This window comes from Shewanella profunda (assembly GCF_023283765.1).
GTDB classification, from domain to species: Bacteria; Pseudomonadota; Gammaproteobacteria; order Enterobacterales; family Shewanellaceae; genus Shewanella; species Shewanella profunda.
Map to the genome: position 1 here is coordinate 107,477 of NZ_JAKILG010000007.1, position 24,495 is coordinate 131,971.

21 protein-coding genes and 1 pseudogene are annotated in these 24,495 nt (G+C 44.5%); 11 read left to right on the top strand and 11 right to left on the bottom strand.

Going from position 1 to position 24,495, the window contains the following annotated elements; translation table 11 throughout:
- Window positions 1–77: 77 nt before the first annotated feature.
- Window positions 78–578, top strand: coding sequence for a hotdog fold domain-containing protein (locus L2744_RS05910; RefSeq protein WP_248991032.1), 501 nt, complete (start codon window positions 78–80; stop codon window positions 576–578).
- A 240-nt stretch (window positions 579–818) separates the two neighbouring features.
- Here the strand turns inward: L2744_RS05910 and xapA are convergent, their stop codons facing one another.
- Window positions 819–1,646, bottom strand: coding sequence for a xanthosine phosphorylase (xapA, locus tag L2744_RS05915; protein WP_248991033.1), 828 nt, complete (start codon window positions 1,644–1,646; stop codon window positions 819–821).
- Between the two features lie 135 nt (window positions 1,647–1,781).
- On the opposite strand from xapA, the gene L2744_RS05920 reads away from it, so the two are divergent.
- The 5 genes from L2744_RS05920 (at window position 1,782) to bamJ (ending at window position 5,678) form a co-directional block, all read left to right on the top strand.
- The gene (locus L2744_RS05920; protein ID WP_248991034.1) at window positions 1,782–2,699 is read left to right on the top strand and encodes a LysR family transcriptional regulator; all 918 of its coding nucleotides are present in this window, start codon (window positions 1,782–1,784) and stop codon (window positions 2,697–2,699) included.
- Between the two features lie 65 nt (window positions 2,700–2,764).
- Window positions 2,765–3,202: a nucleoside deaminase gene (locus L2744_RS05925; protein ID WP_248991035.1), complete on the top strand. Its 438-nt coding sequence runs from the start codon at window positions 2,765–2,767 to the stop codon at window positions 3,200–3,202.
- 155 nt (window positions 3,203–3,357) lie between these two features.
- A complete protein-coding gene (locus L2744_RS05930; protein WP_248991036.1) occupies window positions 3,358–4,563 on the top strand; it encodes a DUF418 domain-containing protein in 1,206 nt (401 codons plus the stop codon).
- Window positions 4,564–4,577: 14 nt separating this feature from the next.
- Complete coding sequence (locus L2744_RS05935) at window positions 4,578–5,006, top strand: DUF1294 domain-containing protein (protein WP_248991037.1); 429 nt, start codon at window positions 4,578–4,580, stop codon at window positions 5,004–5,006.
- 201 nt (window positions 5,007–5,207) lie between these two features.
- Window positions 5,208–5,678: a BamJ family beta-barrel-assembly machinery protein gene (gene bamJ, locus L2744_RS05940; protein ID WP_248991038.1), complete on the top strand. Its 471-nt coding sequence runs from the start codon at window positions 5,208–5,210 to the stop codon at window positions 5,676–5,678.
- Window positions 5,679–5,749: 71 nt separating this feature from the next.
- On the opposite strand, the gene L2744_RS05945 is transcribed toward bamJ, so the two are convergent.
- Window positions 5,750–6,535, bottom strand: coding sequence for an ROK family protein (locus L2744_RS05945; protein ID WP_248991039.1), 786 nt, complete (start codon window positions 6,533–6,535; stop codon window positions 5,750–5,752).
- Window positions 6,536–6,909: 374 nt separating this feature from the next.
- Here L2744_RS05945 and L2744_RS05950 point away from each other — a divergent pair, with 374 nt between their 5' ends.
- From L2744_RS05950 to L2744_RS05960, 3 genes are all read left to right on the top strand, one after another.
- On the top strand, window positions 6,910–8,697 hold the full coding sequence (locus tag L2744_RS05950) for an aminopeptidase P family protein (protein ID WP_248991040.1): 1,788 nt from the start codon (window positions 6,910–6,912) through the stop codon (window positions 8,695–8,697).
- A 618-nt stretch (window positions 8,698–9,315) separates the two neighbouring features.
- A complete protein-coding gene (locus tag L2744_RS05955; RefSeq protein ID WP_248991041.1) occupies window positions 9,316–10,884 on the top strand; it encodes a methyl-accepting chemotaxis protein in 1,569 nt (522 codons plus the stop codon).
- Between the two features lie 354 nt (window positions 10,885–11,238).
- The gene (locus L2744_RS05960; protein WP_220776534.1) at window positions 11,239–12,540 is read left to right on the top strand and encodes a DEAD/DEAH box helicase; all 1,302 of its coding nucleotides are present in this window, start codon (window positions 11,239–11,241) and stop codon (window positions 12,538–12,540) included.
- A 133-nt stretch (window positions 12,541–12,673) separates the two neighbouring features.
- Here the strand turns inward: L2744_RS05960 and L2744_RS05965 are convergent, their stop codons facing one another.
- Window positions 12,674–13,093 (bottom strand): hypothetical protein, encoded by a 420-nt coding sequence (locus L2744_RS05965; protein WP_248991042.1) that lies wholly within the window; start codon window positions 13,091–13,093, stop codon window positions 12,674–12,676.
- Window positions 13,057–13,563 carry a hypothetical protein gene (locus L2744_RS05970; RefSeq protein ID WP_248991043.1) on the bottom strand — a complete coding sequence of 169 codons (507 nt, stop codon included), beginning with the start codon at window positions 13,561–13,563 and terminating at the stop codon, window positions 13,057–13,059. Before L2744_RS05970 ends, L2744_RS05965 begins: the two co-directional genes overlap by 37 nt.
- A gap of 415 nt (window positions 13,564–13,978) precedes the next feature.
- Between L2744_RS05970 and L2744_RS05975 the strand changes: the two genes are divergently transcribed.
- Complete coding sequence (locus L2744_RS05975) at window positions 13,979–14,614, top strand: DUF2913 family protein (RefSeq protein WP_248991044.1); 636 nt, start codon at window positions 13,979–13,981, stop codon at window positions 14,612–14,614.
- Window positions 14,615–14,716: 102 nt separating this feature from the next.
- On the opposite strand, the gene L2744_RS05980 is transcribed toward L2744_RS05975, so the two are convergent.
- The 5 genes from L2744_RS05980 to L2744_RS06000 form a co-directional block, all read right to left on the bottom strand.
- Window positions 14,717–15,034 (bottom strand): ribbon-helix-helix domain-containing protein, encoded by a 318-nt coding sequence (locus L2744_RS05980; RefSeq protein WP_248991045.1) that lies wholly within the window; start codon window positions 15,032–15,034, stop codon window positions 14,717–14,719.
- Between the two features lie 66 nt (window positions 15,035–15,100).
- Window positions 15,101–15,661: a DJ-1/PfpI family protein gene (locus L2744_RS05985; RefSeq protein ID WP_248991046.1), complete on the bottom strand. Its 561-nt coding sequence runs from the start codon at window positions 15,659–15,661 to the stop codon at window positions 15,101–15,103.
- A gap of 219 nt (window positions 15,662–15,880) precedes the next feature.
- The gene (locus L2744_RS05990; protein WP_248991047.1) at window positions 15,881–16,402 is read right to left on the bottom strand and encodes a YdhW C-terminal domain-containing protein; all 522 of its coding nucleotides are present in this window, start codon (window positions 16,400–16,402) and stop codon (window positions 15,881–15,883) included.
- A gap of 18 nt (window positions 16,403–16,420) precedes the next feature.
- Window positions 16,421–18,544 carry an aldehyde ferredoxin oxidoreductase gene (locus tag L2744_RS05995; RefSeq protein ID WP_248991048.1) on the bottom strand — a complete coding sequence of 708 codons (2,124 nt, stop codon included), beginning with the start codon at window positions 18,542–18,544 and terminating at the stop codon, window positions 16,421–16,423.
- A gap of 16 nt (window positions 18,545–18,560) precedes the next feature.
- Window positions 18,561–19,205: a 4Fe-4S dicluster domain-containing protein gene (locus tag L2744_RS06000; RefSeq protein WP_248991049.1), complete on the bottom strand. Its 645-nt coding sequence runs from the start codon at window positions 19,203–19,205 to the stop codon at window positions 18,561–18,563.
- Between the two features lie 370 nt (window positions 19,206–19,575).
- On the opposite strand from L2744_RS06000, the gene L2744_RS06005 reads away from it, so the two are divergent.
- Entirely contained in the window at window positions 19,576–21,912 is a 2,337-nt protein-coding gene (locus L2744_RS06005; protein ID WP_248991050.1) for an OmcA/MtrC family decaheme c-type cytochrome, read from the top strand.
- 152 nt (window positions 21,913–22,064) lie between these two features.
- On the opposite strand, the gene L2744_RS06010 is transcribed toward L2744_RS06005, so the two are convergent.
- Both L2744_RS06010 and L2744_RS06015 read right to left on the bottom strand, forming a co-directional pair.
- The gene (locus tag L2744_RS06010) at window positions 22,065–23,837 is read right to left on the bottom strand and encodes a flotillin family protein (RefSeq protein ID WP_248991051.1); all 1,773 of its coding nucleotides are present in this window, start codon (window positions 23,835–23,837) and stop codon (window positions 22,065–22,067) included.
- Between the two features lie 36 nt (window positions 23,838–23,873).
- A pseudogene (locus tag L2744_RS06015) lies at window positions 23,874–24,386 on the bottom strand (OB-fold-containig protein); the annotation flags it as partial.
- Between the last annotated feature and the right edge of the window lie 109 nt (window positions 24,387–24,495).

The following is a 24,495-nucleotide window of genomic DNA, read 5'->3' on the forward strand; positions in this document are numbered from 1 at the left end:
CAGGCTGAGCTTAGAACCAACTCAAGATAACAATACCCCTTTGCATATTATCAAGGGCACCATTATTAGGGATGACCATGAACCAGACTGACTCTTCTAGCACTGCAGAACAAAAACCCAATAAAGTGCTCGCGCTCTACCATAAGACACGCCGTTATCCCTTCGGTCAAAAACTGTTTTCCATTATGGTTTCGCGCATGGCGCCCTATTTCGGCACCATTAATCCCCTGATCACTGAATTGCGACTTAATCGTTGTGCCTGTTTAATTAAAAAACGCCATGCCGTCCATAACCATATCAAAACGGTGCATGTGATTGCGATTTGTAATGGCCTAGAAATGGCCATGGGTGTGATGGCAGAAGCCTCTGTTCCCAAACATTTGCGTTGGATCCCAAAGGGAATGAGCTTGGATTACACGGCTAAGGCAGGTAGCGATATTTTGTGCGTCGCCGAAGTCACGCCAGAACAATGGGTGCCCGGCGATATGCTCGTCCTCGTTACCGCCTACGACACTCAAGGTGTGGTCGTTGTGAAGGGACATATCAAGTTGTGGATATCTGAAAAGCCGCAGAAATAAGATATTTAAATCGAGACGTGCACTTAATATCATGATCTAAAAAGGGAGCTAAGCTCCCTGTTACTTTTTAACCTTCAGCCATTTTTCGTTAAAATATTCGGTAAGCTTAAGTGTGCGGCGTCTTGCTCGCTCACGTTTAAGCACGAACTTTTAAATCCAAAATTCTTAAATACGAACTGTTAAATACGAGCTTTAAAATAGCAGCCATATCGCGATATAGCAGCCCAGTTATGCAAAATGTTAAGCAAAATGGCTAGCGGTAAAACACTCAATCAGCCGGATAAAGTCGGCTTCGGCAAGCTTGGCGCATTTTAAGGTTTGTTCGTGGGATAACTGCACATCTCCCAGTCCTTCGGCCATATTGGTAATGGCACACACAGCCAACACGGGCAAGCCACAATGCGCCGCCGAAATCACCTCAGGCACCACAGACATACCCACCACATCGCCACCGATAATTTGCATCATGCGGATTTCGGCCGCGGTTTCAAAACAAGGGCCAGAGTAAGACACAAAGACCCCTTGGTTCACTTCAATGCCTGCGGCTTTCGCAACACGTAAGGCCTCTGTTCTCAAGTCTTCATCATAAGCATTGGCTAGGCTAAAAAACCGTGGGCCGTAATTATCATCGTTTGCGCCAGTCATAGGCGTGCCCGGCATAGTGTTGATGTGATCGTTGAAAATCACTAAAGAGCCCACGCCGATCCGCTCTGGCCGTAATGACCCCGCAGCGTTAGTCACGAGTAACAATTCACACCCTAAACGTTTGAAAGTACGCACAGGTGTCGTCATCACCTTCATGCTTTGGTGCTCGTAAAAATGCCCGCGGCCTTTCATGCACACTATATCTACGCCATTTAAGCTGCCGAGCACTAGCTCTCCCGAGTGGCCGACGACGGTACTCACAGGAAAACCGTCTAACTCTTCATAGGGGATCACTACTTTGTTATCTAAATTATCGGCAAACGCGCCAAGTCCAGATCCCAAAATCATAGCTGCACGGGGAGAGAAATTCGGTTTACGGGCTAGAATCGTCGCAAGGGCATTAATAACAGGATCATGGCTCATACAAGGTACCTCATAGCAAAGGAATGAAAGAGTAAGCGACCTCAGTATAAGCGGGATTAGGGTTGCAAATAATCGCGATTAATCGCACTATTGTGCTGATAAAAATGACAATAACTAGAAAATGGTGAGCCTAAGATGAGCAAGATAAACGCACCTGAACTCGTCACCTTGAAGATGCTGCGGTACTTTCATCGGGTAGCTGAAGTGAAAAACTTTACCGCTGCCGCCGAGCAACTGCATTTATCGAAATCCCCGCTGAGCGCACAAATCAAAGAGTTGGAGTCACTCCTTGGCGTCGAGCTGTTCACCCGCAGCACTCGGCAAGTCGAACTCACGCCCTATGGCCAGTTGTTAAGAGAAAAGTGCGAGCAGATATTCGATCTAGTGAATGCCTCATTGGAGCAAGTGGCTCAGCTTGGGCGACTCGATAGAAACCATATTCGGATTGGTATTATGAGCTCGCTGTTTTGGATGGGATTTGGCGACATACTGAAGAATTTTCGCAAGCAACATCATGATAATAAATTGATTTTTAAAGAGTTATCACCCGAAACTCAAAAGGTCGCCTTAGCGCATCAAGAAATCGACCTTGGCCTAGTGCGCTACGCCGACACCTTAAATCTGCCGCACCTTCTCGCCGAAACCATCACCAGCGAACCAATGGTATTAGCGCTGGCAAATAAACATCCCTTAGCCAGACGTAAAAGCATCGACTTAATTGAACTCAAGGACGAACCTTTTACCTTACTCAGTCGTGCCAATTCCGCCTCCAGCGATTTGATTATCGCCAGTTGTCAGGTCGAAGGATTCATGCCGCAATTAGTACAGGAAATGGTCGAGCCCAATAGCTTGATGGCCATCATCGCTGGCGATAACAGGGTATCCATAGTGCCGCAAAGTTATGCATCACAGCCTTGGCCTAGGGTAAAGTTTATTAAGTTAAAACAAATAATCCCCGCCGATATCTGCCTGATTTATCGGCCAGAAATGGCTTCGCTGCCAATTCTCGATAGTCTGAGGGACTTATTGAAGCAACAAATTAAAACCATTTAGATAGTCTCCCAAGCTAGTGCTATGCTGAGCTCAATACCCATGGTTCATATTTTAAGGATATCAAGATGGATGAATTTTTAGCCGCGGCTATTGAAGAAGCAAAACAAGGACTGGCCGAGGGTGGCATTCCCATTGGTTCTGTATTAGTGATCGATGGTAAAATCGTCGGGCGCGGCCACAATAAACGGGTACAAAAAGGCAGTTCAGTGCTGCATGCCGAAATGGATTGCCTCGAAAATGCCGGCCGATTTAGCGCCGCCGAGTATCAAAAAGCGACCTTGTATTCCACCCTATCGCCCTGCGATATGTGCAGCGGCGCAGTATTACTTTATGGCATACCAAAAGTCATCGTCGGTGAAAACACCACCTTCCAAGGGCCTGAAGCCTATGTAAAATCCCGCGGTGTGGATGTCACTGTGGTCGATAATGCCGAGTGCAAACAACTAATGCAGGACTTTATCGCCAGCAATCCCAAGCTCTGGAACGAAGATATCGGCGAATAATTAGTCTACAGTTTTCTCTGCCACTTTTTATGCCGTCTATAATTTCACTTTCTACGTTATCTATAATTCATTGAGGGTTAGTGCCTGCTAGGCTAGCCCTCCCAAATCAGAGCAAAAAGTCAAACATGTCTACTAGCGAAAGGAACTCAGCTAACATGCCAGCAAGCGTAACTAACGACCCTTGGTCAACGCCTTCGAAACCAACACAGCCAATCAACACTATCGCTATACCCACACAACGCAATGCCAACCTCGATGCTATTCGCGGCTTAGCTGTGTTAGGGATATTTTTTATGAATATCTATTTTATGGGTATTAGTTTTTTTGGCTATGCACCCCACGAAAAGCCGCTGCTATCGGATCAAGTTATCGAAGCATTGAGTAACTTTTTTATCGAAGGTCGCTTTATCAGTCTGTTTTCTATCTTGTTTGGAGTAGGGCTCTACATTCAGTACCAACGCTTTACCGCCCAAGGCTTAAACGCCTATCCCCTACTTCGCTCACGCTTAGGCTGGCTGATTGTATTTGGTCTAATCCATGGCATTATCATTTGGCCAGGTGACATTTTATTCACCTATGGGATCAGTGGATTTTTAGCTCTGTGTTACAAAGAGTTAAGTATTGAAGCCCTTAAGCGCAAAGCGAATATATTTATTTTAAGCGCTTTAGTTATCATTACGCTGATTAGCCTTGCCGGTAGCGATAAACTGTTTACCCGAGAATCGAGTCTATTTGCACAGCAATACACGGCATGGACCTCAAGCTACGCAGACCAACTGCTACTGCATTTGATGCAAGTCGGCTACATGGCGCTGGTGATCCCTTTTACCCTAATGTGGTTTACTGCGGGCTTGATGCTACTCGGCATGGCGTTATATCAGCAGGGGGCTTTTGAGCAAGGTTTTAGCACCTCAGTGCTAGTGAAGCTGGTGCTAGCAAGCGTAGCACTATCACTGCTTGATACAATATTAGCCTTAACACAAAGGCCCATTTTAGTCGCATTCTCAGATATTTTGGTTATGCTAAGTGCGATCCCTATGGCGCTGATTTACATCCATATTATGGTTAAGGTCTGCCAGAATAGCCCTAAGATACTCAAGCCATTACAAAATGTAGGCAAACTCGCCTTTAGCCTCTATATGCTGCAATCCATCGTCGGTGTGTTAGTGTTTAGGCACCTCGCCCCCGAGTTGCTTTTAAGCCTAGATAGATGGGGCTATATGCTAATGGCGATAGTCTATTCCGTGGTGCAACTGCTATTAGCCAGCCTTTATTTACGCTATTTCAAGCAAGGACCGTTGGAGAAACTCTGGCGCTACCTCGCGTTTAAAAAAGCGCTTGCGACAACAAAAATCGACTAACGATATAGAAGAAAATGACTAATAAACGACTCTCTAAACGGATAAATAACCGCGCGCCCAAGGCCAGAACCTCGAGTACACATCCAAGCCTGATACCTGTGTTATTGGGACTTATGTTTCTCACTCTTATCGTAGGCGCCGCATTGTGGCATATGTTACCGATTGGAATAGTGGGCGTGTACTTCACTCTCAGTCTACTGACCTTTATCGCCTATGCCATCGATAAATCCGCTGCAAAACGTAACAAATGGCGTACTAAAGAAAGCACATTACATCTACTCGCACTCATGGGCGGCTGGCCAGGCGCGCTATTTGCACAAAACCTCTTACGCCACAAATCGGTAAAAGCCTCTTTTAGGAATGTCTTTTATCTCACCATTATCGCCAACTTAGCCGTGCTGGCTTATGGCATACAAACCGGTGCTATGGATATGTTTATCTAAGACGGTTGACCTTTTGGGGATTTTTGCAAGATGGAGCCACAAGCGATAACAGCGTTAAAACCCCGGCCACGACTATTTTTATGATGAGCAGCGCCTCGCTTATTGAGAATAAGCCAATAGCTCTGGCAATGCTAAAAATACCATCGCCTCGCAACCTAAAAACCTGATAACATGACATAAATTAACTAAGGTGCTCTGTATATGAAAATGTTACTTGCCATTGTGGTCATCGCTGGGGTGATTTTTTACTTTTTTACCTCGATGAATGGCCAAAAAGCGGCTCAAGAAAATATTCGTCTAGGCAATGAGTTTTTAGCGCAAAACAAAGCTCAAGAAGGCGTCATAACCACAGCTTCAGGTTTGCAATATCAAGTATTAACCAAGGGCGATGGTACAGTTCATCCCAAGGCCAGCGATACAGTGACAGTGCATTACCACGGCACTTTGATCGACGGTACTGTGTTTGACAGTTCGGTTGATCGCGGCGAGCCAATTGCCTTTCCACTTAATCGCGTCATTAAAGGTTGGACCGAGGGCGTACAACTTATGGTTGCCGGTGATAAAGTACGTTTCTTTATTCCAAGTGAACTTGCCTACGGTAACCGCAGCACGGGCAAGATTGCTGGCGGCTCAGTGTTAATTTTTGATGTGGAATTACTTAAGATTAATTAAAACAAGACACATCCACGACAGTCACGGATAGTTAAAGCCCAGTATTTACGCTGGGCTTTTTATTTACTGGGTTAAGTTGGTGAAAAATCCCGCGCTAAAATAACAGATAGCCCGCGACAGACTAAGGTTTCCATATCATCGACTCGATGGGTTTTCATCTCAGCTAAAGGAGCAACCAGTGCCATGCGCTTTAAGCTATCGAGGCACCCTTTATAATAGGGGGCACTATGCATCATGCCGCCCGCTAACCATATACGATTAGGGTTTAGCAAGTTAACCGCCCAAGCCAGCCCCATACCGAGATAACTGCCCGCACGATACAAATCCTCCTGAGTGGTGATTTTACGACTACGCACTGAATCACCGCTAGCAAGTTGCTCCAAACTAAACTCACCCGATTCAGACATTACACGGCAATGTCCTAATTCACCCGCGACGCCTGTTGCCCCCGTAAATACCTGTCCATTGAAAGCGATCGACATACCAATCCCAGAGCCACACATGACCAGCAATTCACAGGCATATTTAGCATCACAGAGAGCTTGCATCCCCGCATCAATATCGTTGCAGATAAACTTAAGCTTTCCCTGGGTTTTTACGGTTTCCATACTCAATCCATTGAGTCCGGGTATCGATTTACAGGAAACCAAACGATGATGTTGTACCAGTCCCGGCACAGCTATCGCTAATTGGTAATTCTGTAAATCGTAATCGCGTTCAAGTGCTGCGATTTGGTTATTTAAGTCTTCAATTTTAAAGCCTTCACCTGTGGGGATTTTATATTGTTCTGTATGCCCCGCTAGCTGAAGTTCAAACAGGGCTTTACTGCCGCCCACGTCTATTGTTAGTGTTTGCATCGCCAACTCCACTGATACATATGCTCCCCTCTGACCCCGAGCGAAGATGGCGAATGCTAGCATAATGGATAAACACTAGCGATTGAATAAAACTTAAGTTGCTAATTTATAAGGACCTATTTTTAATGATTTAGTGATTTCCGTGTCAATTATTCGTGAATTTTTTACTAAGATCACACTCAATCTTGAAATAGTGGATATTGACCTGCAAGGCTCATTCACGATTGTATACAAAATCCCTTATCAGCTGCCCTTGCATCCTTATCATTCAGCTTGCGATAATCCTTGCTCGTTAGCTCATCCATAACAACACAGAATTTAGGCGAGCCACGCCTAACCGACTCGCAGTGAATGCAGTCCAACTTGGAGCCCTTATGTCAAACAAGATAGCCAGCCGCCTAGATGCTATTCGTCGCGAACTCACCAGCACCCATTTAGATGCGTTTATCATTCCACGTGCCGACGAGTATTTAGGGGAATACGTACCAGAACATAACGAGCGTTTATACTGGGCGACGGACTTCACAGGTTCGGCAGGTATGGCTATCGTACTGAAAGATAAGGCAGCTATTTTTACTGATGGTCGTTATACCGTCCAAGTTCGTTTGCAGGTCGATGCAACATTATTCAGTTACGAGAGCCTAACCGACACGCCGCAAATTGAATGGTTATGCGACACGCTCCCAGCAGGTTCCCGTGTGGGGTTTGATGCCCGTTTACACACCTTAGCTTGGTATGAAAATGCCAAAGCAACCTTAGGTAAGGCACAAATAGACTTAGTCGCGGTTGAGCAAAACCCAATCGACAAACATTGGCAAGAAAGACCCGCACCATCAAGCGCACCAATCACCCTGTTTAGCAACGATAGTGCAGGCAAAACCAGTCTACAAAAACGCACTGAAATTGGCGCCTTAGTCAAAAAAGCGGGGGCCGATGTCGCCTTAATCGCTGCCTTAGATTCCTTCTGTTGGCTGCTCAATATTCGTGGCAACGATGTACCTCGTTTACCCGTAGTGCTAGGCAGTGCCCTACTGCACGCCAATGGTGATATGACGCTTTACACCGATTTAGCTAAATTACCCCAAGGTATCGAAGCCCATGTAGGTCAAGGTGTCAGTTTTAAAGCTGAGGTAGACCTTGCCGACACACTCGCCAGCTTAAAAGGCGTAAAACTGCTAGCCGATCCTAATTCAGCCAATGCTTGGGCCCAAAATATCGCCCGTGATGCGGGGGCTAACTTAATTGCCGGAATCGATCCTGTTTCGCTACCTAAAGCACAAAAGAATGCCTCTGAACTTGCCGACATGCGAGCCAGCCATATCCGCGATGGCGTTGCAGTGAGTCGCTTCCTTGCTTGGTTAGATGCCGAAGTTACCGCTAAGCGTATGCACGATGAAGCCACGCTTGCTGATAAATTAGAAAGCTTCCGCCTTGAGGATGTGCGTTATCGCCAGCCAAGTTTCGATACCATTTCAGCGGCGGGCCCCAATGCCGCTATGTGTCATTACAATCACAACAATGGCACACCAGCAATGATGACCATGGATAGCATCTACTTAGTGGATTCTGGAGCTCAATATATTGATGGCACCACGGATGTGACCCGTACCATTGCGATTGGTGAAGTGACCGATGAACAAAAGAAAATGGTCACTCTTGTGCTAAAAGGTCATATCGCCTTAGACCAAGCTCGCTTCCCTAAAGGCACAACAGGTCAACAACTCGATGCCTTTGCCCGTCAATATCTATGGCAGCATGGATTTGATTATGACCATGGCACAGGCCATGGCGTGGGTCATTTCTTGAGTGTGCACGAAGGTCCGCAGCGCATTGGTAAAAATGTCAACGCTATCGCACTAATGCCGGGGATGGTGCTCTCAAATGAACCCGGTTACTACCGTGCAGATAGTTTTGGCATTCGGCTCGAAAACCTAGTGGTAGTCCAGCACTGCGAAGCGCTTAAGGGGGCTGAACGTGAAATTTATGAGTTCGATGCCCTGACCTTAATTCCCATGGATTCGCGTCTTATTGATAAGAGCCTGTTAACCCAGGGTGAAATCAATTGGTTCAATACCTATCATCAAAAGGTGTTCAACACGCTCTCACCACTCATGTCGGGGGACGAACTCACTTGGCTGGCGCAGGCAACAAAAGCCATTTAAGCGACTTCTGCCAATAATTGACCAACGCTAAACCCCTTAAGCCAATAAGCTTAAGGGGTTGTTGTCATGTTTATTTTACAACCGCTGATACCCTATCTGTTGCGCCATCATCCTTAAACCTTTATCTAAAGAGGTTTGGAATAGCACTTCAACTTAATGATTAATTTCAATAAAACCATCAACTAAGACTGACTCAAAGTGTTTACTTTGCCTTCAACAGTCAAGTCAATTGCCTCTTACTGGCTGAAAAAGCGGGGAAATCCGCGACATAAGTCCAATATGTCGCAACCTGATTTTCACTTAAGCTAGCGCGAGCTTTTACTCAAATGAACAACGATAAAAGTGCCTATATAGAAAATACTGAAATTGATAAATTAACAGCATAAACGCTCGTTTGAATGCCAATTTAAAACAGTAAAAACTTTTTATTTTGCAATAACTTACAAATATGACAAATAATTGATTATCACAGGGACAAAGTGGAAAACCACTCTCCTAATACCCACACAAAAATGATAGTCTTATCACACAATAAGCTGGCGACAATGAGCGCTAGCGCATAGTTAAACACCTATTTACACCCTAAATCACAATATCGGCCTTGAATGGACACACTACATGAGCCAGAGTAACGCAACAGCACATCGATTCATCAGCATGGAGCATACCGCTCAAGAAATACGTTTAACGCCACAAGATGAACTCATATCTACCACGGATACCCGCGGTATTATTACCTATGTTAATGATCGCTTTGTCGAAGTTTCTGGCTATACTGCCCAAGAACTGATGGGTAGTCCCCACAATATGGTTCGCCATCCCGATATGCCAAGTGCCGCTTTTAAAGAAATGTGGGGAAAGCTTAAATCAGGCCAATCTTGGCGGGGCATAGTGAAGAATCGCTGTAAAAATGGGGGATTCTATTGGGTCGATGCTTTTGTCTCACCGTTATTTGAAAACGGTACTATCGTGGGATATCAGTCAGTTCGCATCCAACCTAAAGCCCCCTATGTGACTAAAGCTACCCATATTTATCAGAGACTTAAACAAGATAAACCCATTCATAAGCCCTTAAGTTTGATGCAAAAACGCTTAGTCTCCGCAGTGGTAGCTTCTACAGGCTTGCTGATTGCGGGTTATTTTTGGGGCTGGGGCGTGATCATTGCGGGAGCCGTGCTGATGACGCTAAATTTAGCTATCTTCTATGACGAGGCCTTTCGTATTCCTGCTAAGCTCATGGAAATGCAAGAAAAATATGACTCAATAAGTCGTTATATTTATTCTGGTGCAGATACCTCTTCGATTCTCGATTTCCAGCTAATTATGCTACAAGCCAAAATGAATGGCGTGCTTGGTCGTACCCAAGATCAAGCTAATCAATTACATATCATTTCAGATCAGTTAGTTGTAACCACAGAACAAACCTATGTGAGTTTAGATCAAGAAAAAAACCAACTAGAACAGCTTGCCAGCGCTATGGAGGAAATGAATTCAACCATCACCGAAGTCGCCCAAAACACCCACCTAACCTCAACAAATATCAATACGGCCTATGAGCTTTGCCTTAAAAGCAGCGCCAATATGAAGGCCAATACTCAAAAAGTTGAGTTATTAGCTAAATCCGTTGCCGATGCGGCCAATAACGCCCATCAATTAAATAAAGAAGCTGAACGGGTTGCCAATGCCATGGGGGAAATTGACTCTATTGCTGAGCAAACTAACCTGCTCGCCCTCAATGCCGCTATTGAAGCCGCCCGTGCGGGTGAACAAGGACGTGGTTTTGCTGTCGTTGCCGATGAAGTTCGCGCCCTATCAAGCCGAACACAATTATCAACCAACAGCATTTCTCGCAGTATAGATAAAATGTTTAACATGCTGAATGCTTGGGCAAAAGAAATGGAGCTAAGTCGTAGGCAAGCGGAGCTTTGCGCCAGCGATATTCAAATTTCAGCCGATAATGTCAATACTCTTTATCAAGAGGTGAGCGAAATTCACAACTTCGCCCAACAAAATGCCGTTGCGGCCAATCAGCAGCGTCAGGTAGTTAATGAAATCACTCGTAATATTCATTCAATCACCCAAGCCAGCAGAGAGAACCTCGCTGCAACCCATCAAATTAGTGATGCCGCAAATAACCTCAAACACAATGCTGAAAAAGCCCGAGGTCTACGCAGCGCCTTTGGCTAGGACGTGTTGATGAGCCCCTATATTTTTTAATGGGATATTGGGGCTACACCTTAGCGATTGGCGATAGATAAGATTGCATACCATTTGAAGAGCCATTCTAGGGCGCGATTATTTCCTAAACATAATGCACAGAGTCCCTGTCATTACAGATAAAATCCCAACAGGTTAAAAAGTACAGGTTTTAACCTGAAATTTTGCTATACTCCGCGCCCGCCATTTTTCTTATGAATCTGAGTGGAAGAATGAGCAAGCCAGTGCCTTACTGCTAACACCAATAGAAAATATCGGACCAGTTAAGCAGAGTAAACGCTTTGGCGCTTGAGTGTTTGAATAAGTGAATGATAGGAATCCAAAATGAGATTTGAATCTTTTAGTTTTTCCCCCGAGATTTTGCGCGCTATCTCAGATTGCGGTTATCAACAAATGACGCCTATTCAGCAGCAAGCGATACCCGCCATCCGCCGCGGTCAAGACGTGCTTGCCAGTGCCCAAACGGGTACAGGTAAAACCGCCGCCTTTGCACTGCCGATCCTACAAAAGATGGTGGAAAACCCAAGCGAAACCTTAAAGTCGAATGCGCGCGTATTAATTCTTACACCAACACGCGAGCTTGCCGCTCAAGTGGCAGATAACGTCACGGCTTACTGTAAATATTTAAACTTCAGCGTGTTAACTATTTACGGCGGCGTAAAGATAGAGACGCAGGCGCAAAAGCTGAAACGCGGTGCCGATGTTATAGTCGCGACCCCAGGTCGTTTACTCGAACACTTAACAGCCTGTAATTTAAGCTTATCAAACGTCGATTTTTTAGTCCTAGATGAAGCCGACCGTATGCTGGATATGGGCTTTAGCGCCGATATTCAAAAAATTCTGCAAGCAGTAAATAAAAAGCGTCAAAACTTGTTGTTCTCAGCCACCTTCTCCAGCGCAGTAAAAAAGCTGGCAAACGATATGATGGTTAAACCGCAGGTGATCAGCGTCGATAAGCAAAACACCACCGCAGATACCGTAAGCCAAGTCGTTTATCCGGTAGAACAACGCCGTAAACGCGAGTTACTTTCTGAGCTTATCGGTAAGAAAAACTGGCAACAGGTATTGGTTTTTACCGCAACACGCGATGCCGCCGATACCTTAGTCAAAGAATTAAATTTAGATGGCATTCCCTCTGAAGTGGTCCACGGAGAAAAAGGCCAAGGTAGCCGTCGCCGTGCCCTACGCGAATTTGTTGCTGGTGATGTACGAGTGTTAGTCGCCACCGAAGTCGCCGCCCGCGGTTTAGATATTCCAAGCCTTGAATACGTGGTTAACTACGACTTACCTTTCCTCGCCGAAGATTATGTGCACCGTATCGGTCGTACTGGCCGTGCGGGTAAAACAGGGGTTGCTATTTCATTTGTAAGCCGCGAAGAAGAGCGTACGTTAGCCGATATCGAAAAATTGATTGGTCAACAAATTCGCCGCGTCACAGTACCAGGTTATGAAGTGGGTAGCCGCGAGTTGCTATTAAAACAACTGCAGACCCGCCGCAGCTTTGCCAAGAAACAGCAAAGAACTGACAACGTTGGCGCTCAAGTTGCGGCAGAGAAAAACATGCAAGGCCGCCGCGTAAAAATGAAGGTTGGTCAAGCACCGAGCAAGGCCAAAAAACTAAAATAATCATCAGTTGATTTAATTTATAAGTATTTGTCAGTACTGATAGTATCTGCTTAAAAAAGCGTCCATATCTGGGCGCTTTTTTATACTCACTCACATATAAACTTCACAACTTTTTATTTCACTGCATATTATCTCACTGCATAATGTTACCAAATAACGCTTGAAGCCTTGTTTCATCTATACTATTTGCGCCACGCCAACCAGCCAGTGGAAGAATAATATCCGAGCGACTACTTCCTGGATATTTTATATTACAGATATCGGTGAAATGGGTAAATCCATCATATAAAGGTTTTACATAGGGATTTGGCATAATACCCAATTCAGCTAACACCATTAGTTGTCCGCGAAAATTATACTTTTCATAATTAGGAATAATTTTTGCTTTTTTGATGCGTTGTTCTAATTTTCCAGGTGTTTCATCTTGAGGTGCTTGGCGGATCATATCAATTAATGAGGTAAATATGCTGATATCCACTTGTGTAGGAGTACAAGGAGGAATGGTAGTAAACTCTTCTAATTCAACAAGATTACACACCATCTTTCGTTCCATACACTCCCAGCATAGCAGCTGAATATTTTATGTCCTTTTTCTATCCAAACATTTCTTCTTATTGAGCAAACGGGGCAAACATCTCCATCGTTGATCATTTTATGTTCAGGAACCGCTTGGGCAAATAAATAACTTAATATGGGTTGTCTTCCCCTCGGAAAACTTGAAAAACCACATATATATGCTGCGAGTAAGTTTTCAATTGATAGATGAGGATGCTCGAGCAACGCTTTATAAGCGTGAATACATTCATCATGAGTATATTTTACAATCTCATTAACAGGATAACCACTCTGTTCAAGAGCCAGTATTTCTATATTCGATAAACTGCAATTGGAATAGTGTGTTGTCCCCGAATCGCAATCAAACTTGTCACCATTATCTATTCTTTGCATATATCCGTTTTCGCCTTTGATATATGACTTCTTAAAATAGATTTTCTTTAATATTTTAAATAATCCCTTATCCATTTACAGCTCCCCGTTATTGAAGATTTATTGCAAAATATCATGCTACAGTGCGATACCACTTCACTCGTTTTTAATCGCCTTAATATTATGCTGGAATCACAAGAGGATACAAAGGGTTATAGCTCTGAATATATCAACGACCCCAACCTAATCTATATAACATTTGTACGGTTATCTGAACACACTTGTAAGAATTCTCTGTAATTGCCGCTCTTTTAAAACTAAATTAAGAGCCTAATATGCAAATAGCTTCGATCTCAAGTTTAGTGACCTCAGCACAATAAGTGGCTTAGAAGATGGGCGGCTCACAAGAATCATTATCGGTTTAACGACTGCTTTGTTAAACTAGCTGCGCCGCAATCAATATCGCCCAAGTTCAATGAGATAAATCCCTTTAGCCCGCGGCGGAGTCATAATGAATTCTCAAACCTATAATCAAGCTGTGCTCGAACTCGCCCTTGCGGGAATAGCCGATTTAACCGCTTCAGCACAAACCAAGAAAGCCCAACGCACAGCCGCGCAGGAAAGCCATTTTTTGTGCAATTGGATGGTCGAGTCCCTTAAAGAAAAACGCTTTTCTAAACTCGTCGCCGATGACTTAACGGCATGGATACGTTTGGCACGCAGTCAAGGCGCTGGTGCCAACCTTAAGCATTTATTAGAACGTATTGTGCACCAATATCAAGCCGTTGAAACAACAGAACAAGCTTTAGGCACCGCATTAAACGCTATGATCGATGAACTTAAACAGGCTAATTGGTTGGTGTTTACTGATACTGAAATCACCGCCAAGCTGAAACTCGATGCCGAGGGTCAATCTAGCTTAGTAATTGATACAAAAGAGTTTAGTCAACATATCAAAGATAATCAGCTCATTAAGCCAATTAATTTATATGTTCGTGCCGATGAGCAACAACTCACGCGCATCGCCTTATCTCACGGTTTATTGCTAAGCCAAGGTAATAAAAAATCCAGCTTAATTAAGCACCATAAAACCTACCAAATTTACCCAGATAATCAGCTACCAGCATTGTGCCAACTATTAGCTTAAGATCATAAAAACCTTAGAAAATATAAATGCTGTGCAATCATTCCTGGTAACTATTTGGCCTTAAACTGGTCGGTTCAAAATTCAGGAGCAAGCTAGCAAATCCTATGCATTGCTCGCTTTGTTAGGTGGACTGACAGTTTTAGGGTTCAATACTAATCGTTTCCCCTCATTTAAGTAGGTTGTGCACGCCACTCGCAGCAAAGAGGCAAAATTAGCCACTCGCCCATGGCGAGCTAACACTTCGCGATAGATGCGGGTTAAAAAGGCGGCCACACTGAGTTCGGCTTCATCGGCGATATCTTCTATTATTTGCCAAAAAACCGCTTCAAGACGCACACTGGTGACGACGCCATCGATACGAATTGAGCGGGTTTTAAGCTCGAACAGTTCGGGTTCGGCGCCAGAATAGATTTCACACACACTCTTGCTCCCCTTAGGTGTCTACCCGAACTGTTATGCCATAAAACCAAGCTAAATCATATTAGGTTAGCTAAGCAACTTATTAAATTGTGCGAGCCATGCAGGATGCGCAGGCCAAGCGGGTGCGGTGACAAGCTTGCCATCGGTAATAGCTTCCGTTACTGCAATCTCGCAATATTCAGCGCCAGCTTGCCTCACTTCGGGAGCACATGCGGGGTAGGCTGAAACCTTTTTACCAGCAACAACATCTGCCGCCGTCAACAACTGCGCACCATGGCAAATGGCCGCCATGGGTTTATCTTGCTCCGAAAATGCTTTAACTAAATTCAGCACTAAAGGATTTAAACGTAAATATTCTGGCGCTCGGCCTCCTGGTAACAACAAAGCATCGAAATGATTGGCACTCACCTTCGCAAAATCGCCATTTAGAGCAAAGAGATGTCCTGGCTTTTCGGTGTAGGTTTGGTCGCCTTCAAAATCATGGATTGCAGTTTTAATGGTTTGTCCGGCGATTTTATCAGGGCAAACAACGGTCACTTGATGCCCTACCATTTGCAGGGCCTGAAACGGCACCATTAACTCGTAATCTTCGACAAAATCACCCGCGATGATCAAAATTTTGGCCATGGTAAACTCCTTTTATTGGGATAGTTTCTAAATGAAAGTTTGGAATATCGCTCTGATCCACCTCCCCACTTTACTCCCCTTGCAGTGACAAAGGTAACAACCAAATACTACAAATTTATTCCAGTAAAAAAGCGCCCGTAGGCGCTTATTTATAGTAGTTATATAAGCCAAAACACTCAATTAGGCACTCTATAACTCAGCGAGGATCATGACTTAACATCAGTATGACCACTCATAGGGATCGTAATTAGCCAGAACTTCAGCATAACTGTGGCTCAATCCTTGGGTAGAGTAATAATAACCTTTACCCTGATTATCCACAGCGTAAAAAATATCCTCAGTTCCGGCCTGCTGTGGCAACTGATCTCGGGTACTCGCCAGCTTGAGTTCATCATAATGGTAGGGTGCGAAGGTCAGTACACTTTCCTCAAACACCGCAGTATGACGGCAACTGTTGCGTCGGATCTGAGCGGCAATGGCCTCAAGATCCTCCCCACGATTAAGGGCTAACCACTGTTCAGCATAGCGTTCGACGATGAACTTTTCGGAATAAAAATAATGATCTTTACCCGATAGTCGCATCTGAATATCCGCGTAATCCCCATTGAGGATCAAACTAATATAACGGCTAACTGTTTGGCTACAATCCCACTCGAGTCCAGCCACGGCGGTAATTTGCTCCGCCGTGACTAAACGCCCGTGCTGACTGAATACTCTGATATATCCCACAAGTTCAATCATAGTGTTCAACTATAGTTTTTAACTCGGTAATAAGCCCCGTGCCGCTAATCTATCGGCAACAAAACCCAAACCAAACTTATCGAGCGTAGCTCGGGTTGGTGCTCCTGTTTGAATATCCCAGCCAAAGGCTTCATAGAACATATCCAGTGCCTTTTGCATATCGGCACGATCCATCTTGATAGTGCCTTCCTGACCAAAGTTTTTATCTGGATCCAAATCATAAACCCAGTCACTGAGCACATCATGCTCTTCGCGCATATTGCTTTCATTCATTTGCAATATGGTCAAGGCTCGATGTAAATGCAGTACTCTTTCCGCTTTAAAGTCCAATTCAGTTTCAGTGGTTTCAATCCCTGTCACTAAACTGAACATCTGCGATTCAATGGTACTATCGCCTTCATAGTTACGATTTTTATCCGGTGAAGCCAGCAGTGGGAACATCCAGTTACAGAGTGTCAAAGAGTCATGTAACACGTTTTTAACCAGCGACCATTTTGCAAAACGGACCTTAGCCGCATTGATTGGGGTATACCACTTGACTTTATCAAACGCACCTTCACCCCATTTTTTCTCGGCAATAGCGACTGTCATATCGTGTGGTAAACCACTGTTAACGATATTTATGTGAGAATGACACTGGGCATCACGGTTAAAGACTACGTTAATTAACGTACCGACCTGACCCGCAGTTTCACTGGCATGGTGCACGGCAGCATTGGTTTTCTTATTGAATACCTTAGTGGCGCTTTCTTTGTGAATATCCCAATAACCTAATGCTGGATTGGTTCCATCTAATCCCCAACGTTTGATCACGTCATATAAACCATCGGCCAGATGGGAAATTTCACCTTCTTTGAAGGCCACACGGCGATAAAAGTCAAGTAAGAACGCGGGATCTTGGTTATCCCAAAGTTCCCAAGGAATGCTGTTAAATTCATCTTCAGGTAATAGATGCTTAAACATATCCTTTGTTTTTAAGAATTTAAACAGATGAGAAATGGAACCATAGTTACACCAAATACCATAGTCATCGAGAATGTGTGCCCCTAAAGCGCCCGCCATAGCGTGTGCTTCTGAGCCATTTTTGGTACCCATTAAGTACTGTGGAACGAGGAATCCCATACAGACGTTGGATATATGTTCGGTTTTACGACCATATTTACTCTTCAGTTCAGGGACTTTAAGTTCACAGAAACAACGAATAGGGCATGAATGACAGCCGCCAGTACGTTTCATCCATTTATTGGCATATTCAACACCAATATAACTTTCTGCCATCGAAGTACGGAAACCAATGCGGTTACGTTCGTTCCATGGCACCTCACCAAGATCGATTTCTTGATCGGCGGCTCCCCACTTAAGTCCAGGCCTTGCTTTCCAACGACTAATCGGCGCGGAGTATTCGGCCCAAGACTGCGGTGTTGAAGGGACTACACCATTATTATTGGCGCCGATAATGCCTAAAATATGGTCATCTAATGCGCGCATTTTTTCATTATTGGCGACAATCTTAACTGACCCAGTCCCAATAATACCGATCCCTTTACAGTTTTTTGACCCCATGACCGAGCCATGACCACCCGCAGAGTGTCCACCTTGCGTCATGATCACTGAAAGAGGTACAAGGTTTTCCCCTGCCTGCCCAATGGCGGCAACCTGAGCATTAGGCCCCATCATTTGAGCAATCATGGCATGGGTATCGAATATCCCTTTACCCCACAAGGCATCCGCAGGTTCAATCGTGACCTTATCATCCACAATTTTCAGCCACACTGGGCTGCTGGCTTTGCCTTCTATCGCAATAGCATCAAATCCTGCAAATTTCATCGCAGGTGAAAAATGCCCACCAAAATGACCATCTGCAATAAGATGTTTTTCAATAACGGGACTTCTAGAGGTTATTGTGGTTCGTCCGGTACAAATCACCCCAGAACCCGTTAAAGGCCCCGCGGAAAGAACAATAATATTATCTGGATCGATTGCGGTTATATTGTCTTTATGATTATCCCAAAGAATTTTATATCCAATTCCCATACCACCAATATAATCATAATATTTATCTATTGGTTCATACCATATATTATTAGTTGTTAAATTAACTCTTAGGACTTTACCAGCCCACCCGCCAATTTTATCACTCATATTACTTCTCCTGAATTTAAGAAACTAAGCCGGTATATTTTTCATATTGTTCTAATGCAGCTTCAGCCTCTTCCCAGTTATAAAATTTAATTGCACCTGTAGGGCAAACTTGCGCACAGGCAGGTTTACCGTTACATAAATCACATTTCACGGCTTTCATTTTGCTGCGAACAACTTTAATGACTTGCTGAGGGCACTTATCTGCACAGTAACCACATCCAACACAAAGTTCTTCATCAATAACTTTTGCGCCAGTTTGTTCATTAGTCGAAATAGCTTTCTGCGGACAGACTTCAGTACACACTTCACAGTGACGACAGGTTGAAGGAACAACCGTTTTATCGCCGCACTCTCCTCGCTGTGTTTCATAGTCGAATTGCACACCATGTGGGCCATAGTTCATATTTTTTTCTACTTTGACGCGGGCTAGCGTGGGGCTGCTATCCCCCTCATGGTTCCAACCGCAGGCAATTTCACAGCGTCTGCAGCTAACGCAAACCGTAGGGTTTACCACCATTAGTCCACCTGGCATGACTTCTACGACTTCTTGGCTATTACTGTCACTGCCACAACCGGTAAGAAAACTCACCAATGTTCCGCTATAAACCGTACCGACAGCAACGCCCATACTGCCTTTAAGCATTCCTCTTCTGGTAATCATATTTGATCCTTTATTAGTCAAAGCAATATAATTAAAATATGCATACACTTTGATTCCCGACAATTTATGCTAAAGTAATTATCCCTTTGATTCTTAACCTGTGTCACATTTACCCATATTGGGTACTTATTAAATCAATAAGCAAGATCTACATCAAAGTAACTCATTTAAGAATTAAGAAATAAAGTTTAACAATTAAGAATATCGAAAAAATCAATAAAGCCTAAGTTCAAGTTATCGACATACAAAATCAAATACACAAATTAATTCATGTTAATTAAGTGCAACTTGGTTAATAACTGAGTTAATATCTAAAAAGCATACATTCCGATTAGAGTCCCGACAGAATCTAATTAAAAAGGAATGGAAAATGATGAAAACGAATACCCGTTCTCAATGGATAGCATTTACGCCAATCGCAATGGCAGTCTGTCTAATGACAGCCTGTTCCGATGGTGACGATGGTAAAGAAGGCCCGCCAGGCACTGTGAGCATTGCCATTGAGCAGGCTAACTCCCTTAAAGCAACGATTGAAAATGTAACGATTGATAGCAAAACTCAAGTTCAAGTTGATTTCTTCTTGAGCAACGCTAATGGTATTGCTGTTACAGGGTTAGAAAGCCTGAAAGATCTCGATACCTTAGGTGTAGGTATTGCCAAATTGGCCCCACCACAGGCTCACTATCAAGCCAAAACAGCCATAAGCACCGAAGCTCAGGGCACTACAGATCCAGCTCTGCAGTGGACAAGTTATATCAATAAACAAGTGGAACCTGCTACAAATGCTCAGGTAAACGCCGCCACCCAATGGCAAGCGAGTATCGAAAGTAGCTGTAAAACTGACTGTTTGACCTCACTGGGCAATGGTCAATACCGTTACACTTTCAGTCAACCTTTGACGGCCTACCCCCAACTCTCGGGGATAGATACTCAATACGCACCTGAACGCACCCATAGGATTTACCTAGAGTTAAAACCTCTTGCAAACAGTCCTATCGAAACTCAGTTGATCAACAGCGTATACGACTTTATTCCCGCAACAGGACAAGCTGCAACGGCCGATGAAGGACGAATTGTGATCGCGCCAGAACAAGCCTGTTTTCGCTGTCATAATGACGATCTAGCCAACACGGATACCCGCTTGCTGATGCATGGTAGTAAGCGCTTTGCCTATGAAGGCTGCGTCGTGTGTCATACAAGCTATTCGGGCGACCCGGAAACAGGTAATAGCCTCGATATGGCGACGCTGACACATCAAATCCATCAAGCAAAATATCAAGTGGTGGGTTATAAAGGACAGCTATATGACTTTTCAAATATCACCTATCCCGGTGATATGAAACAGTGCCAACAGTGCCATATTTCCGGTGCTACAGCCCAGACTGATAATTACAATATCCCCAGTAAAACCGCCTGCCTTGACTGCCATACCGAGCAGATCCCCGCAGACTGGAATGGCACTGTTGCAGGCCTATTCCACAATAGGGAGCTCTTTGCGAACGCATGGGCACTGAGTTGCAGTGGTTGCCATCCTGATAGCAATAATCCCCAAGGTGTTGGCTTATTCCATAATGCCCAAACTAAAACTGCGGAAAAATTGGCAAGTGATTATCAAGTTAAGTTTTTGAGCTCACAGCTTAATACTGAAGCTCAAACCCTTGAAGTCACTTTGCAAGTGGAACAATTGGATCAACTGCCAGCCACTCAACCTATGATAAAATCTTTCTGGTTGATTGCGACAGGTCAGACCGATAACGCTAATCTGCCGGTGAACAATGGGCAACGTAAAGTATGGAACCTTTTGGGAAATGACCCAAATGTCTCATTGAGCATCGCGGGTTCAAATCAATTAAAGGTCACAGTTGCTCAGCTTTCCACTGTGGATTTTGGTAATTTAGCCCAATCCCAGCTCTACAGTAAGCTTGTGCTTTGTGCTGATAAAAATACCGGATTTGCCGTTAATTGCGATATTGCTAATCAGGAGGTCAGTCTCAGTGCCGTTAATTCACTGACATTGCCCGGTAATGCGGTTACTACTAAGGCTAAAGCCGACGAAAATGCCTGTCGCCAATGCCATGATAAAGGCTTAGAGGATAGAGTCCTTTCTGCGCATCAGTTGGGCAGCATGTTTGAGCCTGATAGCCAATGTGGTGCCTGCCATGCGCCTCAAACATCAACAGCATTGACTGACGGACAATGCCGTAGTTGTCATAATGCTGATGCAGTGATGTATCTCAATGCCAACTTAATGCATACCCCAGGGGCTGAGCAAATCAAGCCGTATAGGACAATCAACAACACCTTAAGCTATAGGGAAATGGTGCACTCACTGCATGCGGGTACTCGTACTGTTGTAGGTTTTGGCAACTCACGCCCAGAACTGACCAATCCAAATGCTAAAAATAATTGCAGTGCATGCCATAGCGAAGGCCTATTGGATCTTAGCGGGCTGAGTGAACAACAATCGCTATTAGTTGCCACACCTGGTGCGGTCAACAAAGGGCAAATTGCTGAATATTCACCAACCCTAGCAACCTGCGGTGCATGTCATACCGAACTTGATAGTTTAGCGGTCCATGCGCGTAGCTTTGGTGGTGTTTATCAAAGTGATGCCAGCGGCGGTAGAATTTATCAACCAGGACAAGAATCATGCGCCGTTTGCCATGCTGAAGGTCGCTCTTCTGGCGTTGATAAGGTGCACAAGTAACTCGCTAAACCTTAGGTAATAGTCCTAAAAAGATAGCCGCTCACAATAGTGAGCGGCTATCTTCATTAAAAATCAGTTTAAACGGTAATATCGACAAAATAGCTGTAACCCCAAAGAGTGGCACCTAGCTCTGTGATACTAGCCCGCCTAAACTAATCACGTTTTTGACCATCAACTACCAGTGTTTGACTATAACCATTCAGGCCAGTGTTAGCGGATTTCACCACATTTAAGGCTTCGGTGGTGAGGGTATTATTGCCATTTAGCAGGTCGTTTAACGTCCCTGACTCACCATGCACTAAACCTAACTCTCTTAACATGGCATCCACAACGGGGGCATTAGCGCGATAGTTTAATGCTGCACTGGTTACTTGCTCAGCGATACCACCTTGATGTTGAACGCCTTCACTGCCCGCAGTAAATTGATTCCCTGTGCCATAACCTTGAAGAATTTTAATCCCTTCAATATTTTCCAGCGGTTTAACCGCCTGTGCGACAATTTCAGGTAGCGCTTTAAGAATGGCGAGGGATTTTTGTAGGGCAATTTGCTCATCACTCAGCACGTTTTCAGCTTCGTATAGGGCTTGTTTACCCGCAGCTTCAACGGCATACACTTTTTCATCCGCTTCGGCCTGCAGTTTCTTCGCATCGGCACTGGCGCGCGCTTCAATCAAAATCGCGCTCGATCTGTCTTCGGCGGCACGTTTTTCAGCTTCAGCCTGAACTGTTACCCCCACCGCATCACGTTCAGCCTCTTTACGGGCATCAATCACTTCAATCTCTTTACGACGATTTGCTTCGGCCACTTGGCGCGCAGTAATAACCGCTTCTTCTTTCTCAACTTTCAGTTTTTCAGCTTCGGCGGCACGTGCACGGGCTGCGGACTCTTCTTCCGATTTAGCCGCAACCGCAATACGTTTTTCCTGCTCGGAAACTTCGATATCTCTTTGCTGTTGAATGCGTGATTGCTCGATGGACTTATATTTTTCAATCTCGCGGGTTTCAATATCTTTGGTCTTTTCGATTTGGGCGGTTTCGATAGCACGCTCTTTAGCAATTTCAGCTTCGCGCTCTTCACGGGCCTTATTTTCTTTTTGCTTTATGATTTCCGCTTTTTGATCGGCACGTTTAAATTCTAAGGATTGCTGCTGGATCAAGCGTGCTTCTTCTTCCGACTTTTCAATCTCTAGGGATTCTTTTTCGGCCTCTAAATTACGCTGCTCGATCTTAATGCGGTTTTCCTGTTGAATATCGTTGGTTTCTTTACGTTTCTCTTCGATAATCTTCGCAAGGCGAGCGCGACCTTCAGCATCGAACGCGTTGTTTTCATTAAAAAATTGTAAATCAGTTTGATCAAATCCAGTTAAGGATACGGATTCGAGTTCCAGTCCGTTCTTCTCAAGATCGTTGGCCACGTTATTCTGTACGCGCTGTACAAAATCGGCACGCTGCTCATGCATTTCGGTCATGGTCATTTCTGCAGCCACAGCACGCAGCACATCAACAAACTTTGATTCCATTAGTTTTTTAAGTTCTTCCACTCGGGTAGTGCGTGTACCTAGGGTTTGCGCCGCCATGGAAATACCCTCGGAATTGGGCGCTACACGCAGGTAGAAGTCGGCTTTTACATCGACCCGCATTCTGTCCTTGGTGATCAGGGCATCTTTTTGGGTTTTCTCTACTTCAATACGCAGGGTATTCATATTGACGGAAATGATTTCATGCAGCACGGGGAGCACAATGGCGCCACCATCTTTAATGATTTTCTCACCGCCGAAGCCTGTACGCACAAAAGCCATTTCTTTAGTTGCACGCTTATACAGCTTGGCAAAAATCAGCCCGATCACGGTCAGGCCAACCAGAACCATTGCGGCAATCAGCAAGAAAAAATAGCTTGAATTCGTTACATTATTTAGTACATCCATTTGATTTCCTTCTCGATTAAATTACGACTTTCAAAATTAACTATCAAAGCGTGTTGCAGACCATACTCGGCCTTCACGTCTGAGGAGCACCACTTGGGTGCCTGAGGTAAACTCGATCCCTGACGTTTCAGGCTCGACTAAAACATAATGTTTTTGTTGATGTTTATCGCGGACAACGGCTTCGGAGGGCATACCTTTTATTGCACAACCTAAAGTGATAGTGCCGACATAACCGCTTAGGTCGTCTAGCGATATCGCACTCGATTCATTTTTAGGTAAGTGGTCGGCAAGGAATCCTCCTAGATACCGACAAGCAAAGGCACTCGCAACAACAGCAATAGGAAGAGTAAACAGTTGCGGCAGCAGAATGCCTATTACACTCAAACTGATAAAATTGACCATATAACCCGCAATCGCAAAACTGGTCAGTGCGAGCACAAACCAGATAAGCAGAGGGAGTCGATTAAGGCATAACCAACCAGCAATACCTGTAAGTCCCCCACCAACATCGGGCTGATAATCAACATCGGTAGGCACCCATTGGTCCCAGGGCGGGATTAAGCTTTGTTAAATCTCTTAACCAAAGAAAATCTCGCTCCTAAAATCACCATTCCATGCTGCCTTTCTTATTTTGGTTGGTTTACTGGCTTTTAGCGGA

Coding starts and splice junctions, on each gene's coding strand:
- L2744_RS06010 (WP_248991051.1), bottom strand. CDS start 23,837: ATGGATGTACTAAATAATGTAACGAATTCAAGCTATTTTTTCTTGCTG.
- L2744_RS05945 (WP_248991039.1), bottom strand. CDS start 6,535: ATGCAAACACTAACAATAGACGTGGGCGGCAGTAAAGCCCTGTTTGAA.
- L2744_RS05995 (WP_248991048.1), bottom strand. CDS start 18,544: ATGAGTGATAAAATTGGCGGGTGGGCTGGTAAAGTCCTAAGAGTTAAT.
- L2744_RS05930 (WP_248991036.1), top strand. CDS start 3,358: ATGCCAGCAAGCGTAACTAACGACCCTTGGTCAACGCCTTCGAAACCA.
- bamJ (WP_248991038.1), top strand. CDS start 5,208: ATGAAAATGTTACTTGCCATTGTGGTCATCGCTGGGGTGATTTTTTAC.
- L2744_RS05975 (WP_248991044.1), top strand. CDS start 13,979: ATGAATTCTCAAACCTATAATCAAGCTGTGCTCGAACTCGCCCTTGCG.
- L2744_RS05935 (WP_248991037.1), top strand. CDS start 4,578: ATGACTAATAAACGACTCTCTAAACGGATAAATAACCGCGCGCCCAAG.
- L2744_RS05965 (WP_248991042.1), bottom strand. CDS start 13,093: ATGGAACGAAAGATGGTGTGTAATCTTGTTGAATTAGAAGAGTTTACT.
- L2744_RS05960 (WP_220776534.1), top strand. CDS start 11,239: ATGAGATTTGAATCTTTTAGTTTTTCCCCCGAGATTTTGCGCGCTATC.
- L2744_RS05950 (WP_248991040.1), top strand. CDS start 6,910: ATGTCAAACAAGATAGCCAGCCGCCTAGATGCTATTCGTCGCGAACTC.
- L2744_RS05970 (WP_248991043.1), bottom strand. CDS start 13,563: ATGGATAAGGGATTATTTAAAATATTAAAGAAAATCTATTTTAAGAAG.
- L2744_RS05910 (WP_248991032.1), top strand. CDS start 78: ATGAACCAGACTGACTCTTCTAGCACTGCAGAACAAAAACCCAATAAA.
- L2744_RS05920 (WP_248991034.1), top strand. CDS start 1,782: ATGAGCAAGATAAACGCACCTGAACTCGTCACCTTGAAGATGCTGCGG.
- L2744_RS05990 (WP_248991047.1), bottom strand. CDS start 16,402: ATGATTGAACTTGTGGGATATATCAGAGTATTCAGTCAGCACGGGCGT.
- L2744_RS05955 (WP_248991041.1), top strand. CDS start 9,316: ATGAGCCAGAGTAACGCAACAGCACATCGATTCATCAGCATGGAGCAT.
- L2744_RS06005 (WP_248991050.1), top strand. CDS start 19,576: ATGATGAAAACGAATACCCGTTCTCAATGGATAGCATTTACGCCAATC.
- L2744_RS05925 (WP_248991035.1), top strand. CDS start 2,765: ATGGATGAATTTTTAGCCGCGGCTATTGAAGAAGCAAAACAAGGACTG.
- xapA (WP_248991033.1), bottom strand. CDS start 1,646: ATGAGCCATGATCCTGTTATTAATGCCCTTGCGACGATTCTAGCCCGT.
- L2744_RS06000 (WP_248991049.1), bottom strand. CDS start 19,205: ATGATTACCAGAAGAGGAATGCTTAAAGGCAGTATGGGCGTTGCTGTC.
- L2744_RS05985 (WP_248991046.1), bottom strand. CDS start 15,661: ATGGCCAAAATTTTGATCATCGCGGGTGATTTTGTCGAAGATTACGAG.